Here is a 16,152-nt window from a genome sequence, read left to right as displayed (position 1 = left end):
AGTTGACGCTCCCCTGCCCAGCGCGTAGCCATCGCGCCCATGAGCACCACGCGAGCGCAGGGCATCTCACTGATCACAGCCACGGCGGTGGTGGTGGCAAACATGATCGGCACCGGGGTCTTCACTTCCCTGGGTTTCCAAGTCGGCGGCCTGCCCTCCGGATTTGCGATCCTGATGCTCTGGCTCGTGGGCGGCGTGTGCGCCTTCTGCGGAGCGGTGTGCTACGGCGAACTCGCTGCGGCGCTGCCGCGCTCAGGCGGCGAGTATCACTTTCTCTCGAAAATTTTTCATCCGTCGATCGGCTTCCTGTCGGGCTGGCTCTCGGTGACAGTGGGATTCGCGGCCCCCATCGCGCTGGCGGCGATGGCTTTCGGCAAATACTTCTCCAGCATCTTTCCCTCGGCTCCGGCGACAACGTGGTCGCTCGTCATGGTCTGGGTGGTGACGTTGATCCACGTGGGAGGCATCCACGTGGCCGCGAAGTTTCAAAACACGGCGACCTGGCTGAAGGTGGTGCTGATCCTCGTTTTCATCGGCGCCGGTTTTTGGCTGGGCAAAGGACAGCCGGTTCACTTCACGCCCGTGCCTGGTGACTTCAAGCTCCTGGGCAGCACCCCGTTTGCGGTGAGCCTTGTTTACGTGATGTATGCCTACGCGGGCTGGAACGCAGCCACCTACATCGTCGGAGAGATTCGTGAACCGCAGAAGAACGTGCCGCGGGCGATCGCGCTGGGAACGCTGCTGGTCTCCGGACTGTACCTCGCGCTCAACGCCGTGTTTCTTCACGTCGCACCGATGAGCGAGCTCGACGGGAAGCTCGAGGTCGGCCACATCGCGGCGGAACACATCTTTGGTGCCACCGGAGGAAAGATCATGTCGGGACTGATCTGCCTCGGGCTGGTTTCCAGCATCAGCGCGATGACCTGGGTGGGGCCGCGTGTGATGAAGACCATGGGCCAGGACCTGCGCATTCTCTCACCGCTCGCGGCAAGCGACGAGCGCGGCGTGCCGGTGGCCGCGTTGTTCGTTCAGCTTTGCATCGTCGTCACGCTGCTGCTAACGGCCAGTTTCGAGACGGTGCTGACCTGCGTGCAGTTCAGCATTCAACTGGGTTCGTTTGCCACCGTGGTAGGACTGATCGTGCTGCGCTTCAAACAGCCCGACCTGCCGCGTCCGTACCGCTGCTGGGGCTATCCGGTGACGCCGCTGCTGTTTCTAGGCATCAGTGCGTGGATGATGGTGTTCGTGGCCAAGAAGCATCCGCACGAAACATTGGCCGGCATGGCGCTCATTTTGCTTGGCTGGATCATTTATTTCATCTCACCGCGTACTCCACGCACCCCATGAAAAAGCTTCTTCTGCCCCTGCTCCTCCTGACCCGGGCCGCGATCGCATCAGAGCCAACTCCGAATGATCAGGCGCGTTTCCTCGCCGGACTGCCTCAGGATGGCTCGCCCTTGGCCGAACTCGCCCAGCGGGGCGGATTCAACTCACACGCCAAGGAACTCGATGCCGTCTGGGCGGATGCTGAAGAACGGCAGTTCCGCGCGATTCGTGAATGGGCGCCCCTGAACCTGCCAGAAGCGGTCAGCGATCCCTCGCCGCTGCTCTACGTCTTCAGCGGTCCGGACTTCCTGCATGCGCACACGTTCTTTCCAAATGCTTCCACCTACGTCCTCGCCGCCGTCGAACCCGTGGGCCCCCTGCCAGATGTGACCAAGCTGAGCGAGGGCGAACTCGGCTCTTCGCTGCGCAACCTGCGCACCACGCTCAACGCCTCGCTCAGCTTCAGCTTCTTCATCACCGCCGACATGAAGAAGGATCTGCAGGCCACGAAGCTCACCGGCACGCTTCCCGTGCTCTACGTCTTCCTCGCCCGCTGCGGCTGCTTTATCCAGAACGTCGAAAAAATCTGGCTCGATGCCGAGGGCAAGGTCATCACCGACAAAGAAACCAAAACTCCCGGCGCACGCATCACTTTCACCGGCCCCAAGGGCGGGACGCAGACGCTCTACTACTTCTCCACCAACATCGCGAGCTGGGCTCTCAAGCAGGATCCGTCCTTCCTTCGCTTCTGCGACACGTTGGGCCAAATGAACGGCTTCACCAAGTCCGCCTCCTACCTCATGCACCTCAGCGAGTTTACCACGATCCGTGACTATCTGCTTCTGCACTGCCGCACCATGACGCAGGACGACTCCGGCATCCCCTGGCGTGACTTTCCGCGCGACATGTGGGACGTACGAGCTTTCGGCTGGTATCCCGGGCCAATCACTCTGTTTAAGCAGCACTACCAGTCCGATCTCGCCGAATACTATCGGCGCAACCAAGTCCCGACGCTTCCCTTCGGCATCGGCTATCAATGGCAGCCTGGCAGAAGCACGCTGATTTACGGCGTGGCAAAGACCGTCGTGAGAAAGGCGCTGCCGGTGGTGGAGGAGAAGCCGGCGGTTCAGCGTTGATCCCGCGCAAACAACAGCCTCAGCATCTGCGCGTCATTCGGTTTCGAATCCTTCGCCAGACGCACGATGACGAGCTTCTGTGACGGCACGATGTAGAGACGCTGACCGTAGGAGCCGATGCAGGCGATGAGATCAGCGGGGGCGGAGCGGCAGAGGCAGGCGTTGCGCCAGGATTGTTGGGGCCATTTCTTGTCGAGCATGTCTTCCACGTCGACTTCTCGCGCATACTTGGATTCGGCGGCATGGTTGTTCCAGAAGCCGAAGCCGTAGGCGCGATTGGCGTCGCTGGATTTGATCTTGGAGATGATGTCGTCGTGCTTCAGCACCCATCCGCCAAGCTCCGACCACTGGCGTGCCGTCTGCATGAAGCCTGCAGCGAGCAGCGGTGCGCCATGGTGGTCCGGCAGATAGCGCTGCGAGCCGAGATCGAGCGGCCCGAGCACCTTGCGCTCGAGATAGCGCACCGGCGTCTGCTTTTTCTCGCGAAGCTTCCGTGCGAGCAGTTCGTGATACACCTGCAGCGCCGCCGGGCCGTAAATGAAGGACTTGCCGGTCGTGCCGACAAGCGCGGCCTTCATCGCCGAGGCGGTGCGGTCTTTGTAGTCGTTCTCATGCAGGCCGAAGAGCGGCTCCATGCCGCTGCTGAAATCCAGAAGCTGCCGCACGGTGATCTTGCTGCGGCGCTTGTCATCCTGCCACTCGGTGATCGTGTCGCTCACGCGGTCGTCGAGATCGAGCAGGCCCTCCTTTTCCGCCGCGAAGGCGGTCAGACACCAGAAGGCCTTCGTGCCGCTGTAGATGCGATGCGGCTCACGCTTCATGTGGCCGTTCGTATAAGACTCGTGCAGGATCCTGCCGTTCTGCTCGATCAGCAGAGCATGCCCGCCATGCGCCGCCGAATACGCCGCAACGGCCTGAATGCGCTCCACAGGCAGCGGCTCGACAGCATGTGAGTGCGTGAAGAAGGACAGAAATGCCAGCAAGCGTGTCACGCGGAGATCATAGACCGCCAGGTGCCGGTGGACAATCCGCCTTTGCGCCCCATCGTCCGCGGCATGCGCATCCTTCTCGTCGAAGACCAGGCCAAACTGCTGTCCTTTGCCAAAAAGGGCCTCGAAGAGCAGGGCATTCAGGTGGACGCAGTGAGCGACGGCGATGAAGCCTGGGAAATGGCCACCACCGTGCCTTACGATGCGCTGGTGCTCGACATCATGGTGCCGGGCCGCGACGGGCTGAGCATCCTGCGCGGCCTGCGTGAGAAGCGCAACAACGTGCCGGTCATCATGCTCACCGCACGCTCCACGCTGCCGGAGAAAATCGAAGGATTGAACCTCGGCGCAGATGATTACATGACGAAACCGTTCTTCGTCGAGGAATTGGCCGCACGGCTGCATACCGTCGTTCGCCGCAAGGCGGGTGAATCAAGCCATCTGCTGCGCGTGGACGACCTCTGCATGAATCTCCTTGAACGAAAGGTGAGCCGAGGCGGCGAGGATGTCGAACTGAGCACGCGTGAATTTGAACTGCTGGAGCACCTGATGCGCAGCCCGGGCCGCGTGTTTGGCCGCATGCAGATCTACGAGCACGTCTGGGGCTACAACATGGACCCTGAGACCAATCTCGTGGAGGTGTACATCCAGCGTCTGCGCTCGAAGATCGACAAGGAGCACGACAAGAAGCTCATCCGCACTGTGCGCGGTGTGGGTTACGCGCTGGGTGGCGGCTGAGACTCAGCGCATCGGCATGCCCAGCGGGCCCATGGGAGGCATCTGAGGGCGCGGATCACGGACGTTGTCGGGCACCTGACCGGAAAGTGCCTCCGCCTGGATTTCACTGGTGGTTTTGGGTGGGGACGAGTCCGATAACACCGAGCAGCCGGGCAGCAAGGCTGCGGCGAGGAGGGTCAGGCCTGCGTGAACGTGTTTCATGGGAAGATGCCGGCGGGTGAAAGCACAGCAATGATCAGATCACTTTGGCAGCCTGGCGTTCAAATCGTCCACATACTTGCGGTCATCCTCGCTGAGACGTTCCAGCGGAACTTCGACGGGCTTTTTGTTCACCAAAAGGCGCACCTTGCCGTCGCGGATGAGCGTGGGTTTTTCGGGCAGCTTGGCGGGCGGCGCCTTTTCCACCGCTTCGCGTGCCGCTGCGGGATTCGCGGCATCGAACTCGATTACAGACTCCTCGAAGGTGATGATGGTGCCCAGCAGCGACCTGCCATCCGTGCTTTTCCACTGCCGCGGCTCACCAAGCATGAAATAAGATGTGAGTTTAGTCTTGGTCGGCGCAGCCGGTTGGGCGGTGTTGTTGATGCTGACACCGCTGTTACCACCGCTGCCGTTGATGGTGCGGGTCTCAAACTTCTTGCCGGTGGTGGGATTGACCACCTGAGCGCCGAGCGGCATCGCGACCGCGAAAAGCACGAGAAGCGTTTTCATGCCCAGAGGCTACCACGACTCACCAGCGGGCCGCAACGGCGATTACGCCTCCAGCGCGGCGTAGTCGATGGCCTTCAAGCGCGGCTGCTTCGCGCCCATGCGCGGCACACACGCGAGCAGCGCCTTCGTGTAGGCGTGCTGCGGATTGCGAAGAATTTCGTCCACGGGACCCGTCTCGACGATCTTGCCGCGGAACATGACGGCCACGCGGTCCACCACGCTGCGGATGATGCCGAGATTGTGCGTGATGAGGATGATGCTCATGTCGAGATCACGCCGAAGCTGCGCGAGCAGGTCCATGATCTGCTTTTGAATGGTCACGTCGAGCGCGGTGGTCGGCTCGTCGGCGATGAGAAGCTTCGGCTGGGTACAAAGCGCCATGGCGATCATGACACGCTGCTGCATGCCGCCGCTGAGCTCATGCGGATAAGCGTTCAGTCGCTTGCGCGAATCGACGATGCCGACCTTGTCGAGCCACTTCACGATTTCGTCGTCGCGATCCGCCTTCGCGACGTCCGGGCGATGCAGGGCGAGCGCCTCCCCAATCTGCGTGCGGATGGTGAGCACCGGGTTGAGCGACGTCGTCGGCTCCTGGAAGATGTAGGCGATCTCTTTGCCGCGAATCGAACGCAGCTCACGCTCGCTCATCTCGAGGATGTGATGACCGTTCAGCGTCATCTGCCTTGCCGTGATGCTGGCCGGCGGTTCGGGCAGCAGACGGGCAAACGAAAGCGCCGTGGCGCTTTTGCCGCTGCCGCTCTCACCGACAAGGGCGATGCATTCGCCCTGCTTGAGTTCGAGGTCGATGCCTTTGACGGCCTTCATCGGCTCGGCGCCATGACGTCCAAATTCGATCTGCAAATCGCGGATGCAAAGCAGCGGCACATCAGCCTGAGGCGTGGAGTCGTCGGACATGGGATCAAAGGATTCGAGGCTGGACGATGCGGCTGACTTGAGCCAAACACAAGGCGACAAGCGCGATGCCACCACCGGCTTGAAGCAACGCCGCAGGATCGGCGAGCGTCTGCGCGGCATCATGGATCGTCGAGACCGCCAGCGGGCGCAAGAGTCTGGCAAGCGGTTCACTGAGCCCGCCGATCAGCCGTGGCTGCAGGGCGCAGGCCATGGCAATGCCCAGCAGCGTCTGTGCGGACACCGCGCAGATCCAGGCCGCGAGCATGCGAGCCTGAAGAGGAGCGAAGTGCTGACGCCAGATCACTCGTTCAGACGCTCCGAGGGCGCGGGAGGCTTCCGCGGGAAGCTGCTCTTCAATGCGACTCCAGATGCGATACCAGCCTGCGCTTCCAGACAGGAGCACGGCAAACCACAGGACCGCCCACGTCAGCGAGGCTCCTGGCAGCAGCGCCATCACACCCAAAGCCCAGAGCAGCCATGGCTGCCAGACGAGCGTGACTGCGATGCCGCGGACAGGCTCCACGCGGCCGTGCAACAAGTGCAGGCACGAACAGAGCAGCGCCATCATGGCCCCTCCGCTGACAAACCCGAGCGCGACTCCGTCGGCATCCCCCGACCGAAGGCTGTGGGCCAGCGCACCGCCCCAGCCGACGAAACGCAGCGCGTCTTCGATGATGATGAGATACACCGGCGCGATGAGACACAGCGACTGCAGGCGCACCCGCAGCAGCGGTGCCAGCTGCCGCAGGTGATGAAACCAGAGACGCGACCCTTTGGGCACACTACGGGCGCACAACGAAAACTCCAGATTCACGGTCTCCGTGCCGTCCATGACGACGCCATGAATCATCTCTCCCGTCAGTGGCAGCGCCAGCACCAGCACCGGAGCCAGAAACTCCCAAAGCATGCGTGCCGTCAGGATCTGCCAGCTCTCCCGCGTCTCAGGAAACTGCGCCGGCATCAGCGACTCAACCGGCCAGCCGAGATGTCCCACCCAGCCGCCAATGAAACCCCACACCGCGACCACGACCGGCACACAGGCGAGCATGCGACCCAGAAACGCGACGGACGCCTCCGCACGCGGCCCAATGTTTCGTGCAGACAATCCCACGAGCAACCCAATGCAAAGCGCCAGCAGCAGGGAAAGGACAAGCACGATCAAACTCAAACCGCAACGCCACCCCAATCCGGACCCGAATGATTCTGACAATATCAGGATGCTCCAATTCCAATCACGATGACTGGCAAGCAGCACCAGCGCTGCAGCAATCACGCCGCCCAGCAGCAGACGCAACGGCAGCCAGCGCGGAGGTGATGTAAAAGGCTGCAGACTCGTCATTCGGGGAGGCGCAGTTGAAGATTGATGGCCGGTGCCGGAGAGCTGCGTTTCGGCGTGGCAACCAGCGCCTGAAGCGTCCACGAAGACACAGGTCCGCTGACAGAACCTGCGCCTGGCAACGTCGGCATGACCGCCGCCTCGTCATGAGTGGTAAACAACGTCAGCATGGGATGCAGAGGCAGCAGCCGCGCCTCCAGTTCACGCACCCGCGCCGGTACGTGCTTGGGATCAAACTCGCCCGCCAGGGCTTCGAGCATGAGATCGATCTGCGGATCGGTGACACCGCAGAAATTGGTCCCGCCGGGTCCGGCCTGCGAAGAGTGCCACCAAGGCAGTTGATCCCAAGAAATTTCGAAGCGCTGATCCAGCAGCACGGCGTCGAAACGATGCTCACGAAGACGCTGCGCCAGGACCTGCGCGTCCGAGATGTGCTCCACGGTCACCTGTGCGCCCAGCCGATGCCACTGCGCCACAAGCAGGTCCGCCGTCTGCTTGTGCAGTGAATCTCCAGAGGGAACGAGCAGTGTGAATTGAAACCGATGCTCCGGACTGCGTGCGATGCCTTCGACGTCGCGCGGCCAGCCTTCTTCGGTGAGGATCTGGCGTGCCCGCTCCAGTTGAAACGGTTCCTGCTTCGCCTGAGTGCTGAACCACAGACCTGGCGCAAACACACTGGCATCCACGTGCCCCAGACGTCCGGGCAGCGCACGGACGAGTTCGTCTGCGTCGGTGGCCATCGCCAATGACTGACGCAGCCGCACGTTGCCAAGAATATCATTCCGTGTGTTCCAGAGCACCACCAGCCGCTGGCGGGGCGGCGTGAACCGCAGTTGTGAAAACTGCGTGCGGTCCGCCGCCGGCCAGACAAGATCCACCGTATGAGTGCTGACACCGATCTGGGTCATCAGCGGCGAGGCCAGAAAGTTGAACAGGAAACGAGGCGCCTCAGTGTCCTGGCGAACCGGTGTCAGCATGAGAGAAAGCGACTCTCTGGCATCGATGCGGTGGGTTCCGGCTCCAGGCGGCGCATGCTTGATGAAGTCGGCATTGCTCGCCTTTGGATGCCCATGCAGCCATGCCGCGGGCAGCACCGGCAGATCCACGAACCCACAGAGCGCCGCTCCGTGTCTTCGGCGGAAGGTGACATGCAGGCGAGCGCCGTTGTTTTGTGACTCCACGGTCTGAATGTGGCGCAAGGTTTCGCGGCCGGGCAGCGGCCATTCACTGTTGCGCAGAAGTTCGAGACTCGCCTTCGCATCCTCCGCCGTCACGGGCGTGCCGTCACTCCAGGTCTGCCCAGGACGGATGTCGAAATCGAGCACCGGTTCGCTCAGCGCCGCAGCCTCGGCCAGCGGTTGCATCAGAGTCGGCTCAGCCGAATCCGCTTCCAGAAATCGTCGTAGCTCATCAAGCAGCCGCTGAGAGGGGCCGGACACCACGATTTCGCAGGCGTTCGCACCATCAAACCAGACCCGTCGCACCTGCGCAGCCTGGGGTGATGCAGCAACAAACCGGTCCCACGTTTCGCGCAGCGGCGTGCGACGTTCGATGCGCCAGAACGCGACGGTCTGGGGTCTCAGTTCCGCAATGGCTTCCAGCGCGTGACCTGCGCCCACCGGGGAGATTTCGCTGAACCTCAGCAGCAGACTGCCCCCTTCCACCCGGACTTCACTGAGATGCCACTCAAGCCAGCGGTTCGTTTCGCCGATCTGCGCCAGCAAAAGTTCGTGCGCCCGTTTGGCGGCAGCCTCATCCGGAAACCAGCAGGTCACGTCCTGCGTCCAGCGCCAGAATTCCGCCAGCGCGGGTTGAAGACTGCCGTCAGTTCCCAAACGAATCAGCGGCTCATGAACCAAATCGATGATTTCCCTCTCAACCTCGGTCGCAGGCATGAATGGATTCAAAACCGGCATGTTCTGCGGCAGCATTGCTACAATCCCCTCCGGACGCTGCGTGCGGCTGCGGATGGATTCAAACGCCGACCACCACGCCACCGCGCCCAAAAGCAACGGGAAGCCAATGATGAGAGGTCGGGCCAGAATCATGCGCGCTGGATGCTAGAACGTGCGTCGCATGGGGGCAAGACATCGCTAAATGCCGCTCATGATGCCGTCGTCCGACACCTGGATGCGTTCAGCAGCTGGAACTTTGGGCAACGCAGGCATTCGCATCATGGTGCCGGTCAGCGCGACGAGGAAGCCGGCGCCGTTGGCGATTTCAAAATCACGCACGGTGATCGTGAAGCCGCTTGGGCGGCCGCGCTTCTTCGCGTCGTCGGAGAGCGAGTCCTGAGTCTTCGCCATGCACAGCGGCAGCTTGTCGAAGCCGCTGCGCGCAAACAGCGCGAGCCTGGCCTTTGCTTCATCGGTGAGCAGCACGCCGTCGGCACCGTAGATCTTCGTCGCTATCGCGTGAAGCTTTGCCTCAACGCTGTCGTCAGGCTGATAAAGGAACGGCAGCGGCGTGTCTTCTTCGGGCAGTGCGGCGAGCACTTTCTCTGCAAGCGCCACCGCGCCATCACCGCCTTCGCCAAACACATTGGCCGTGGCACAAGGAACACCGCGTGAAGCACAGAACTCATGCACGAGGGCGAGTTCGTCTTCGTGGTCGTTGGTAAATTGATTGACCGCCACGATGACCGGCCGCTGGAACTGCTCGGCACTGTCCAGATGCGCGGCGAGGTTTTCCAGACCACGGCTCAATGCCGCGGTGTCGGGCTGCGTGAGCTGATCCAAGGCGGCACCGCCATGCATCTTGAGCGCGCGCACCGTCGCCACGATGACGATGGCCGAAGGCGCGAGACCGCTTTGACGGCATTTGATGTGCATGAACTTCTCTCCGCCGAGATCAAACGCGAACCCTGCTTCCGTGACCGCATAATCGGAATGCGCAAGCGCCATGCGCGTAGCAAGCACCGAGTTGCAACCGTGCGCGATGTTTGCAAACGGGCCGCCATGCAGAAAGGCGGGCACGCCCTCGACGCTCTGCACGAGATTTGGCGGCAGCGCCTCGCGCAGCAACGCCATCATGGCGCCAATGACGCGAAACTCTTTGGCAAAGACCGGTTCACCTTCCGGTGTGAAACCAACCACGATGCGCTCAAGCCGATGACGCAGATCCGGCAGCGACTCGGCGAGGCACAGGATCGCCATGATCTCAGAAGCGGCCGTGATGTCGAAACCCGTGACACGTTCCGTGGCTTTGCCCACCGAGGTGCGAACCACACGCAGCGCACGGTCGTTCATGTCCATGACGCGCTTCCACAGCACATGATCCGGCGACAAACGTGAGTCGCCCTGGAAGAGATGATTGTCGATGACGGCGGAGAGCAGGTTGTGCGCGCAGGTGATCGCGTGGAAGTCGCCGGTGAAGTGCAGATTGATCGCATGCGCGGGGCGCACGCTGCTTTTGCCTCCGCCGGTCGCGCCGCCTTTGCGGCCAAACACAGGGCCCATCGACGGCTGACGCAATGCCAGCGCCACGCTGCGTCCGATTTTCTTCAAACCTTGCGCGAGACCGATGGAGACTGTCGTCTTGCCTTCGCCCGCCGGAGTCGGCGTGATGGCGGAAACGAGAATCAGCCGCCCACGCTGCGGCTTATCATGAAGAGCCTTGAGACTGACCTTGGCCATGTACCGTCCATGAAGAATGAGGTCATCGGACGAAATGCCGAGACCATCGGCGATGGGAGAGATGTCGGGGTGCATGGGCGGCGGAAGCGCGCAAAATGGCAAGGCAGGGCGTGAAGCAAGGCGATTCTGTTGTCATTGCGATCAACCGTGTAACCTCCACCACCATGACCACCTCACGCCGCTCCTTCCTCAAACGCGCCAGCTTCACCACGCTGGGCCTCTGGCTGCCTCAGACGTTTGCCGCAACCAAGGCGGGCCTGCCACGCAGCACGCCGGAAGCGGAGAACGTGTCGACGAAGGCGATTCTCGATTTTCTGGATGCGGTGGACGAGGCGAAGTTCGAGCTGCACAGCCTCATGATGCTGCGACATGGCAAGGTGATCGCAGAAGGCTGGTGGGCACCGTATGGGCCGGAGTTTGTCCACACGATGTACTCGATGAGCAAGAGCTTCACCTCGACGGCGGTCGGGTTCGCCGTCGCGGAAGGCAAGATGAGCTTGGATGACAAGGTGATCTCCTTTTTCCCGGACGATCTGCCGGAGAAGGTCAGCGACAACCTTGCGGCGATGCGCGTGCAGGACCTGCTCACGATGACACCGGGAAATGAGAAGGAGCCGACGGGCAGCGTGGTCAAGGAGGAGAACTGGGTGCGCACGTTCCTGGCGCAGAACATTACTCACAAACCGGGCACGCAGTTCATGTACAACAGCGTGGCCACCTACATGTGCTCCGCCATCGTGCAGAAGGTCACAGGGCAGACGGTGCTCGACTACCTCACACCGCGATTATTCGCGCCGCTCGGCATCACCGGCATGAAATGGGAGACCTGCCCGCGCGGCATCAACACCGGCGGCTGGGGTCTGAGCATTCAGACCGAAGGTCTCGCAAAGTTCGGCCTGTTCCTGCTGCAGAAGGGAAAATGGAACGACAAACAACTGCTGCCTGCGAAGTGGATCGAGGAGGCGACCAGCTTCCACATTCAACAACCCGGCGGCGACAAACCCGAACGCCCAAAAACGCAGAACGACTGGCTGCAGGGCTACGGCTACCAGTTCTGGCGCTGCCAGGGCACCGCGTTCCGCGGCGACGGCGCCTTCGGCCAGTTCACCATCGTTCTGCCGGAGCAGGATGCGGTGATCGTCATGACGAGCGAGAACAAAAACATGCAGGGGCAGCTCGATCTCGTGTGGAAGCATCTACTGCCGGCCTTCGATGCCAAAGGATCCGCCAACGCCGATTTGGGCCGGCTCAAAACACTCAGGCTGACCCCGCCGAATGGCCACAAGACGTCGCCTGCCGCCGTCAACCGGACCTTCGCTCTGGAGGCGAACGAGCTTGGCCTCAAAACGGCAGAATTCGCCTTCGAGGGTGGGCGCTGCATGTTCAAGGCCGACTATCACCACATCACCTGTAGTTTCGATTCATGGCAGCGCGACGAGGCCGCCTTCCCTGGCACGCCGCCGCGCTTGATCTCAGGCGGCAAACCAGAGAAGCCTGCCGCGCACAAGATCGCGGCACACGCCACGTGGACCGACGACAACACCCTAGTGATGACCTGGCGCTACTACGAAACGCCGCACAGCGACACGGTCACATGCAAGTTCGAGGACGACCGGGTGACAATCACCTTCCTCAACAGCATCACCGCGATGAACCCGAAGGCGAAGGATGCACGAGCACCGCTGAAGGGGAAGATCGTTGCATGACACAAGCAACGGGTGACAGCATGACGAATCGCGGCGAAGGAGGGTCCGCACATGCAACGATTCACCTGTGACTGTGGCAATGTTCTTTTCTTCGGCAGTTCACGCTGCCTGAAGTGCAGCAGTGATGTCGGTTATGATCCGCAGTGCGGCGTCATGCTCAGGGTTCGACCCGACAGCGCCATGAAACGCTGCGACAACGGCGTAAAGCACAGCGTGTGCAACTGGCTGCTTCCTGCCAGCGCGACTGCGACCTTGTGCATTGCGTGCCGCATGAACCGCACGATTCCCGATCTGAGCACACCGAGAAACCGCATGCTCTGGGCGCGCATGGAGATGGCGAAACGACGGCTGATCTACACGCTGCTGCGCATCGGCATCACCCTCCCCTCCAAAAAGGAGAATCCGAGGACAGGACTCGCTTTTGACATTGTCAGCACGCTGTCGAATCCCTCGGTGACCACCGGCCACCTCAATGGTGTGATCACGGTGAACCTGGAGGAGGCGGATGACAGCTACCGGCAGTTCAACCAGCAGCAACTCGGCGAAAACAGCCGGACACTGCTGGGGCACTTCCGGCATGAAAGCGCGCACTACCTCTGGCAGCGTCATCTGTCAGAGCTGCCATGGGACGATCCGCAGCGCCTTGCGTTTCGCGAACGCTTTGGAGACGAGTGGCTCGACTACTCGGCGGCGCTCACCAGACACTATGAGAAGGGGGCTCCCCCTGATTGGACGCAGAACTACATCACCGCCTACGCCGCGTCCCATCCGTGGGAGGACTGGGCGGAGACGTGGGCGCACTATCTGCAGATTCTCGACGGTCTGGAGACCTGCGAAGGACTCGGCATTCATGTGAAACATCTCGCGCTGCCGCTGGTGATGCTGCCGGTGGAATCTGGCTTCCTACCAACGATGCTGATGTCCACCACCGCCGAGGACGGCGAGTTTCTAGCTTGGTTACAGCGCTGGATGTGCCTCTCCACCGTTCTCAATGAAATCTCACACAGCCTGGGCGAGCAGGCGTTGTATCCCTTTGTCATCCCTGTGCCCGTGGCGCAAAAACTGCGGCTGGCGCGTCACTTTGCAAAGGCCTGGTCCACGTGAATGAAAAAAAGAGCGGCCATCGCTGGCCGCCCTCATGGTTCTGGGGGTTGTGAGTGGTTCGCTCGAGCTTAGTAGCGGTAGTGCTCGGCTTTGTATGGGCCTTCGACGGGCACGCCAATGTAGTCGGCCTGGTCTTTGGTGAGCTTGGTAAGCTTGACGCCGATCTTGGCGAGGTGGAGGCGGGCGACTTCTTCGTCGAGATGCTTCGGAAGCACCGTGACACCAACCTTGCGCTTGCCCTTGGTGGCCCAGAGTTCCATCTGCGCGAGACACTGGTTGGTGAAGCTGTTGCTCATGACAAAGCTCGGATGACCGGTAGCGCAGCCAAGGTTCACGAGGCGGCCTTCAGCGAGCATGTAGATGCTGTTTCCTTTCGGGAAGGTGTAGCGGTCAACCTGTGGCTTGATGTTGACGCGCTTCACGCCTTTGGCGGCGTTGAGCTTGTCCACCTGGATCTCGTTGTCGAAGTGGCCGATGTTACAAACGATGGCCTGGTCCTTCATCTTCTCCATGTGCTTCAAGGTGATGATGTCCTTGTTGCCGGTGGTGGTGACATACACGTCAGCGATGCCGAGTGTGTCCTCGATCGGCATGACGCGGTAGCCTTCCATAGCCGCCTGCAGAGCGCAGATCGGATCGATTTCGGTGACGATGACTTGGGAGCCCTGGCCTTTGAGCGCCTGGGCGCAGCCTTTGCCCACGTCGCCGTAACCGCAGACGACGGACACCTTGCCGGAAAGCATGACATCCATGGCGCGGAAGATGCCATCGGTCAGCGAGTGGCGGCAGCCGTAGAGATTGTCGAACTTCGACTTGGTGACGCTGTCGTTCACGTTGATGGCAGGGAAGAGCAGCTTGCCGGCTTTCGCCATTTCATAGAGGCGGTGCACACCGGTGGTGGTCTCTTCTGAGACGCCTTTGAGGTCTTTGACAATCTTGTGGAAGATGCCGGGCTGCTCTTTTCCGATCTTCTTGAGCAGGTCCTTGATGACCTTCACCTCGTGGTTGTCGGACTTGGTGTTGACCCACTTGTCGCCGTTTTCCATCTCGTAGCCCTTGTGGATAAGAAGGGTCACATCGCCACCGTCATCAACGATGAGCTGCGGGCCTTTGCTCTTCGGGAACATGATGGCCTGCCAAGTGCACCACCAGTATTCTTCGAGCGTTTCACCCTTCCAGGCGAAGACCGGCGTGCCGGAGGCAGCGATCGCGGACGCGGCGTGGTCCTGGGTGGAGAAAATGTTACAGGAGGCCCAGCGCACGTCGGCACCGAGTTCCTTCAGCGTCTCGATCAAGACGGCGGTCTGAATCGTCATGTGGAGCGATCCGGTGATGCGGACGCCGGCGAGGGGCTTCTTGGGACCGTATTTCTCGCGGGTGGCCATCAGACCGGGCATTTCGTGCTCGGCGATCTCGATTTCCTTCCGGCCGAAGTCGGCGAGGGCGATGTCTTTGACTTTGTAGTCGCTCATTGGGGTGGTGGTTCAGGTTTGGGGATTAGAATTTCAAATCAACGCATCAGGATACGTTGATATGTTTCAAAGAGACGCAGGAAAGTCAAACGGGGATTTATCTGGCCTCCAATGGCCGTTTGAGTGGCCCGACCATGAAAACGATCGCCTTCCTCGCCCTGCTCCTCGCGGTTCTGCCCCTGCAAGCCGAAGACCTCCATCCTGCCGCAGATGCCCCTGGTTTCGTGCCGATGTTCAATGGCAAGGACCTCACCGGCTGGAAGACGACCGGAAACTGGCTGGTCGAAGACGATGGCAGCGTCTCGCTGCACCCACGCGAGGGCGAAAAAGGCTGGCAGCGCTATGATGCCTACATCGCGACCGAGAAGCTGTATGGGGACTTCGTCCTCGATCTCGAATTCAAAATCAACGCCAAGGGGAACAGCGGCGTCTTCATGCGCGTCGGGGACATGAAGGAGCCAGTGAAGACTGGATTCGAGGTGCAGATCCTCGACACCTTCGGCCTCGAAAAACCCGGTCACCACGACTGCGGTGGCATCGTCCACGGTATCGGCCCCTCTAAGAACATGGTGAAGCCCGCAGGCGAATGGAATCGCTACACCATCACGGTCAAAGGCCGCCACGTCACCGTCGTCTTCAATGGCGAACAGGTGATCGACACGTCACTCGATGACATCAAGATGGCCGACCGCCCAAATGTCGGTCACATCGCCTTCCAAGATGAAGCGTTGCGGGTGTGGTATCGCAACGTGAGGATCAAGGAGCTGAAGTAGGCACGGAGAGCGCTCCGCTATGATTCCCTCGAATCAATGCCGCAGCGCGAGCACCGCATCACGCGCCCGGACGAGAAAATCCGGCTTCGTCTCGCCCGCCTCGAGCTTGATGGGAGCGCCGAAAGTCACACTGCCGAGCACGGGCACCGGGAGGACTTCTCCTTTGGGAAGGATGCGGTTGAGATTTTCCATCCAGACAGGGACTAACTGCACATCGGGCCGTTTTTTCGCGAGATGAAACAGCCCGGGTTTGAACGGCTGCGGTTCAGGCGTGTTTTGACGTCCGCCTTCGGGAAACAGGATGAGCGAAT

General features: G+C 61.1%; 15 protein-coding genes. 6 read left to right on the top strand and 9 right to left on the bottom strand.

Annotated elements, in window-relative coordinates; translation table 11 throughout:
* The first annotated feature begins 39 nt into the window (after positions 1–39).
* Complete coding sequence (locus KDL09_RS20580) at positions 40–1,347, top strand: amino acid permease (protein ID WP_294389312.1); 1,308 nt, start codon at positions 40–42, stop codon at positions 1,345–1,347.
* Positions 1,344–2,462: a hypothetical protein gene (locus tag KDL09_RS20575; RefSeq protein ID WP_294389310.1), complete on the top strand. Its 1,119-nt coding sequence runs from the start codon at positions 1,344–1,346 to the stop codon at positions 2,460–2,462. Before KDL09_RS20580 ends, KDL09_RS20575 begins: the two co-directional genes overlap by 4 nt.
* Here KDL09_RS20575 and KDL09_RS20570 read toward each other — a convergent pair.
* Positions 2,453–3,454 carry a serine hydrolase domain-containing protein gene (locus KDL09_RS20570; protein WP_294389309.1) on the bottom strand — a complete coding sequence of 334 codons (1,002 nt, stop codon included), beginning with the start codon at positions 3,452–3,454 and terminating at the stop codon, positions 2,453–2,455. The two genes, KDL09_RS20575 and KDL09_RS20570, sit on opposite strands and share 10 nt — an antisense overlap.
* A gap of 63 nt (positions 3,455–3,517) precedes the next feature.
* On the opposite strand from KDL09_RS20570, the gene KDL09_RS20565 reads away from it, so the two are divergent.
* Positions 3,518–4,189 (top strand): response regulator transcription factor, encoded by a 672-nt coding sequence (locus KDL09_RS20565; RefSeq protein ID WP_294389308.1) that lies wholly within the window; start codon positions 3,518–3,520, stop codon positions 4,187–4,189.
* 3 nt (positions 4,190–4,192) lie between these two features.
* Here the strand turns inward: KDL09_RS20565 and KDL09_RS20560 are convergent, their stop codons facing one another.
* The 6 genes from KDL09_RS20560 to KDL09_RS20535 form a co-directional block, all read right to left on the bottom strand.
* Positions 4,193–4,390 (bottom strand): hypothetical protein, encoded by a 198-nt coding sequence (locus tag KDL09_RS20560; protein ID WP_294389305.1) that lies wholly within the window; start codon positions 4,388–4,390, stop codon positions 4,193–4,195.
* A gap of 39 nt (positions 4,391–4,429) precedes the next feature.
* On the bottom strand, positions 4,430–4,900 hold the full coding sequence (locus KDL09_RS20555) for a hypothetical protein (protein ID WP_294389304.1): 471 nt from the start codon (positions 4,898–4,900) through the stop codon (positions 4,430–4,432).
* A 42-nt stretch (positions 4,901–4,942) separates the two neighbouring features.
* Positions 4,943–5,815 (bottom strand): ABC transporter ATP-binding protein, encoded by an 873-nt coding sequence (locus KDL09_RS20550; RefSeq protein WP_294389302.1) that lies wholly within the window; start codon positions 5,813–5,815, stop codon positions 4,943–4,945.
* 4 nt (positions 5,816–5,819) lie between these two features.
* Positions 5,820–6,971 carry a hypothetical protein gene (locus KDL09_RS20545; protein ID WP_294389301.1) on the bottom strand — a complete coding sequence of 384 codons (1,152 nt, stop codon included), beginning with the start codon at positions 6,969–6,971 and terminating at the stop codon, positions 5,820–5,822.
* A 179-nt stretch (positions 6,972–7,150) separates the two neighbouring features.
* The gene (locus KDL09_RS20540) at positions 7,151–9,199 is read right to left on the bottom strand and encodes an ABC transporter substrate-binding protein (RefSeq protein ID WP_294389298.1); all 2,049 of its coding nucleotides are present in this window, start codon (positions 9,197–9,199) and stop codon (positions 7,151–7,153) included.
* A 45-nt stretch (positions 9,200–9,244) separates the two neighbouring features.
* A complete protein-coding gene (locus KDL09_RS20535) occupies positions 9,245–10,861 on the bottom strand; it encodes a formate--tetrahydrofolate ligase (protein ID WP_294389296.1) in 1,617 nt (538 codons plus the stop codon).
* A gap of 89 nt (positions 10,862–10,950) precedes the next feature.
* Between KDL09_RS20535 and KDL09_RS20530 the strand changes: the two genes are divergently transcribed.
* Both KDL09_RS20530 and KDL09_RS20525 read left to right on the top strand, forming a co-directional pair.
* Positions 10,951–12,492 carry a serine hydrolase gene (locus KDL09_RS20530; protein WP_294389294.1) on the top strand — a complete coding sequence of 514 codons (1,542 nt, stop codon included), beginning with the start codon at positions 10,951–10,953 and terminating at the stop codon, positions 12,490–12,492.
* Between the two features lie 51 nt (positions 12,493–12,543).
* A complete protein-coding gene (locus KDL09_RS20525) occupies positions 12,544–13,596 on the top strand; it encodes a putative zinc-binding metallopeptidase (RefSeq protein WP_294389292.1) in 1,053 nt (350 codons plus the stop codon).
* A gap of 68 nt (positions 13,597–13,664) precedes the next feature.
* On the opposite strand, the gene ahcY is transcribed toward KDL09_RS20525, so the two are convergent.
* Positions 13,665–15,068 (bottom strand): adenosylhomocysteinase, encoded by a 1,404-nt coding sequence (gene ahcY, locus KDL09_RS20520; protein WP_294389291.1) that lies wholly within the window; start codon positions 15,066–15,068, stop codon positions 13,665–13,667.
* Between the two features lie 134 nt (positions 15,069–15,202).
* Here ahcY and KDL09_RS20515 point away from each other — a divergent pair, with 134 nt between their 5' ends.
* Positions 15,203–15,841, top strand: a complete 639-nt coding sequence (locus KDL09_RS20515) for a DUF1080 domain-containing protein (protein ID WP_294389290.1) — start codon at positions 15,203–15,205, stop codon at positions 15,839–15,841.
* Between the two features lie 33 nt (positions 15,842–15,874).
* On the opposite strand, the gene KDL09_RS20510 is transcribed toward KDL09_RS20515, so the two are convergent.
* Positions 15,875–16,152: lysophospholipid acyltransferase family protein (locus KDL09_RS20510; RefSeq protein ID WP_294389288.1), on the bottom strand; the 278-nt coding region annotated here is incomplete at its 5' end.

This window comes from Prosthecobacter sp. (genome assembly GCF_020439865.1).
Lineage (GTDB): Bacteria > Verrucomicrobiota > Verrucomicrobiia > Verrucomicrobiales > Verrucomicrobiaceae > Prosthecobacter.
Note: the sequence above shows the minus strand (reverse complement) of the source record. Positions and strands in the feature narration are given on the sequence as shown.

Coding starts and splice junctions, on each gene's coding strand:
- KDL09_RS20580 (WP_294389312.1), top strand. CDS start 40: ATGAGCACCACGCGAGCGCAGGGCATCTCACTGATCACAGCCACGGCG.
- KDL09_RS20575 (WP_294389310.1), top strand. CDS start 1,344: ATGAAAAAGCTTCTTCTGCCCCTGCTCCTCCTGACCCGGGCCGCGATC.
- KDL09_RS20565 (WP_294389308.1), top strand. CDS start 3,518: ATGCGCATCCTTCTCGTCGAAGACCAGGCCAAACTGCTGTCCTTTGCC.
- KDL09_RS20560 (WP_294389305.1), bottom strand. CDS start 4,390: ATGAAACACGTTCACGCAGGCCTGACCCTCCTCGCCGCAGCCTTGCTG.
- KDL09_RS20555 (WP_294389304.1), bottom strand. CDS start 4,900: ATGAAAACGCTTCTCGTGCTTTTCGCGGTCGCGATGCCGCTCGGCGCT.
- KDL09_RS20550 (WP_294389302.1), bottom strand. CDS start 5,815: ATGTCCGACGACTCCACGCCTCAGGCTGATGTGCCGCTGCTTTGCATC.
- KDL09_RS20540 (WP_294389298.1), bottom strand. CDS start 9,199: ATGATTCTGGCCCGACCTCTCATCATTGGCTTCCCGTTGCTTTTGGGC.
- KDL09_RS20535 (WP_294389296.1), bottom strand. CDS start 10,861: ATGCACCCCGACATCTCTCCCATCGCCGATGGTCTCGGCATTTCGTCC.
- KDL09_RS20530 (WP_294389294.1), top strand. CDS start 10,951: ATGACCACCTCACGCCGCTCCTTCCTCAAACGCGCCAGCTTCACCACG.
- KDL09_RS20525 (WP_294389292.1), top strand. CDS start 12,544: ATGCAACGATTCACCTGTGACTGTGGCAATGTTCTTTTCTTCGGCAGT.
- ahcY (WP_294389291.1), bottom strand. CDS start 15,068: ATGAGCGACTACAAAGTCAAAGACATCGCCCTCGCCGACTTCGGCCGG.
- KDL09_RS20515 (WP_294389290.1), top strand. CDS start 15,203: ATGAAAACGATCGCCTTCCTCGCCCTGCTCCTCGCGGTTCTGCCCCTG.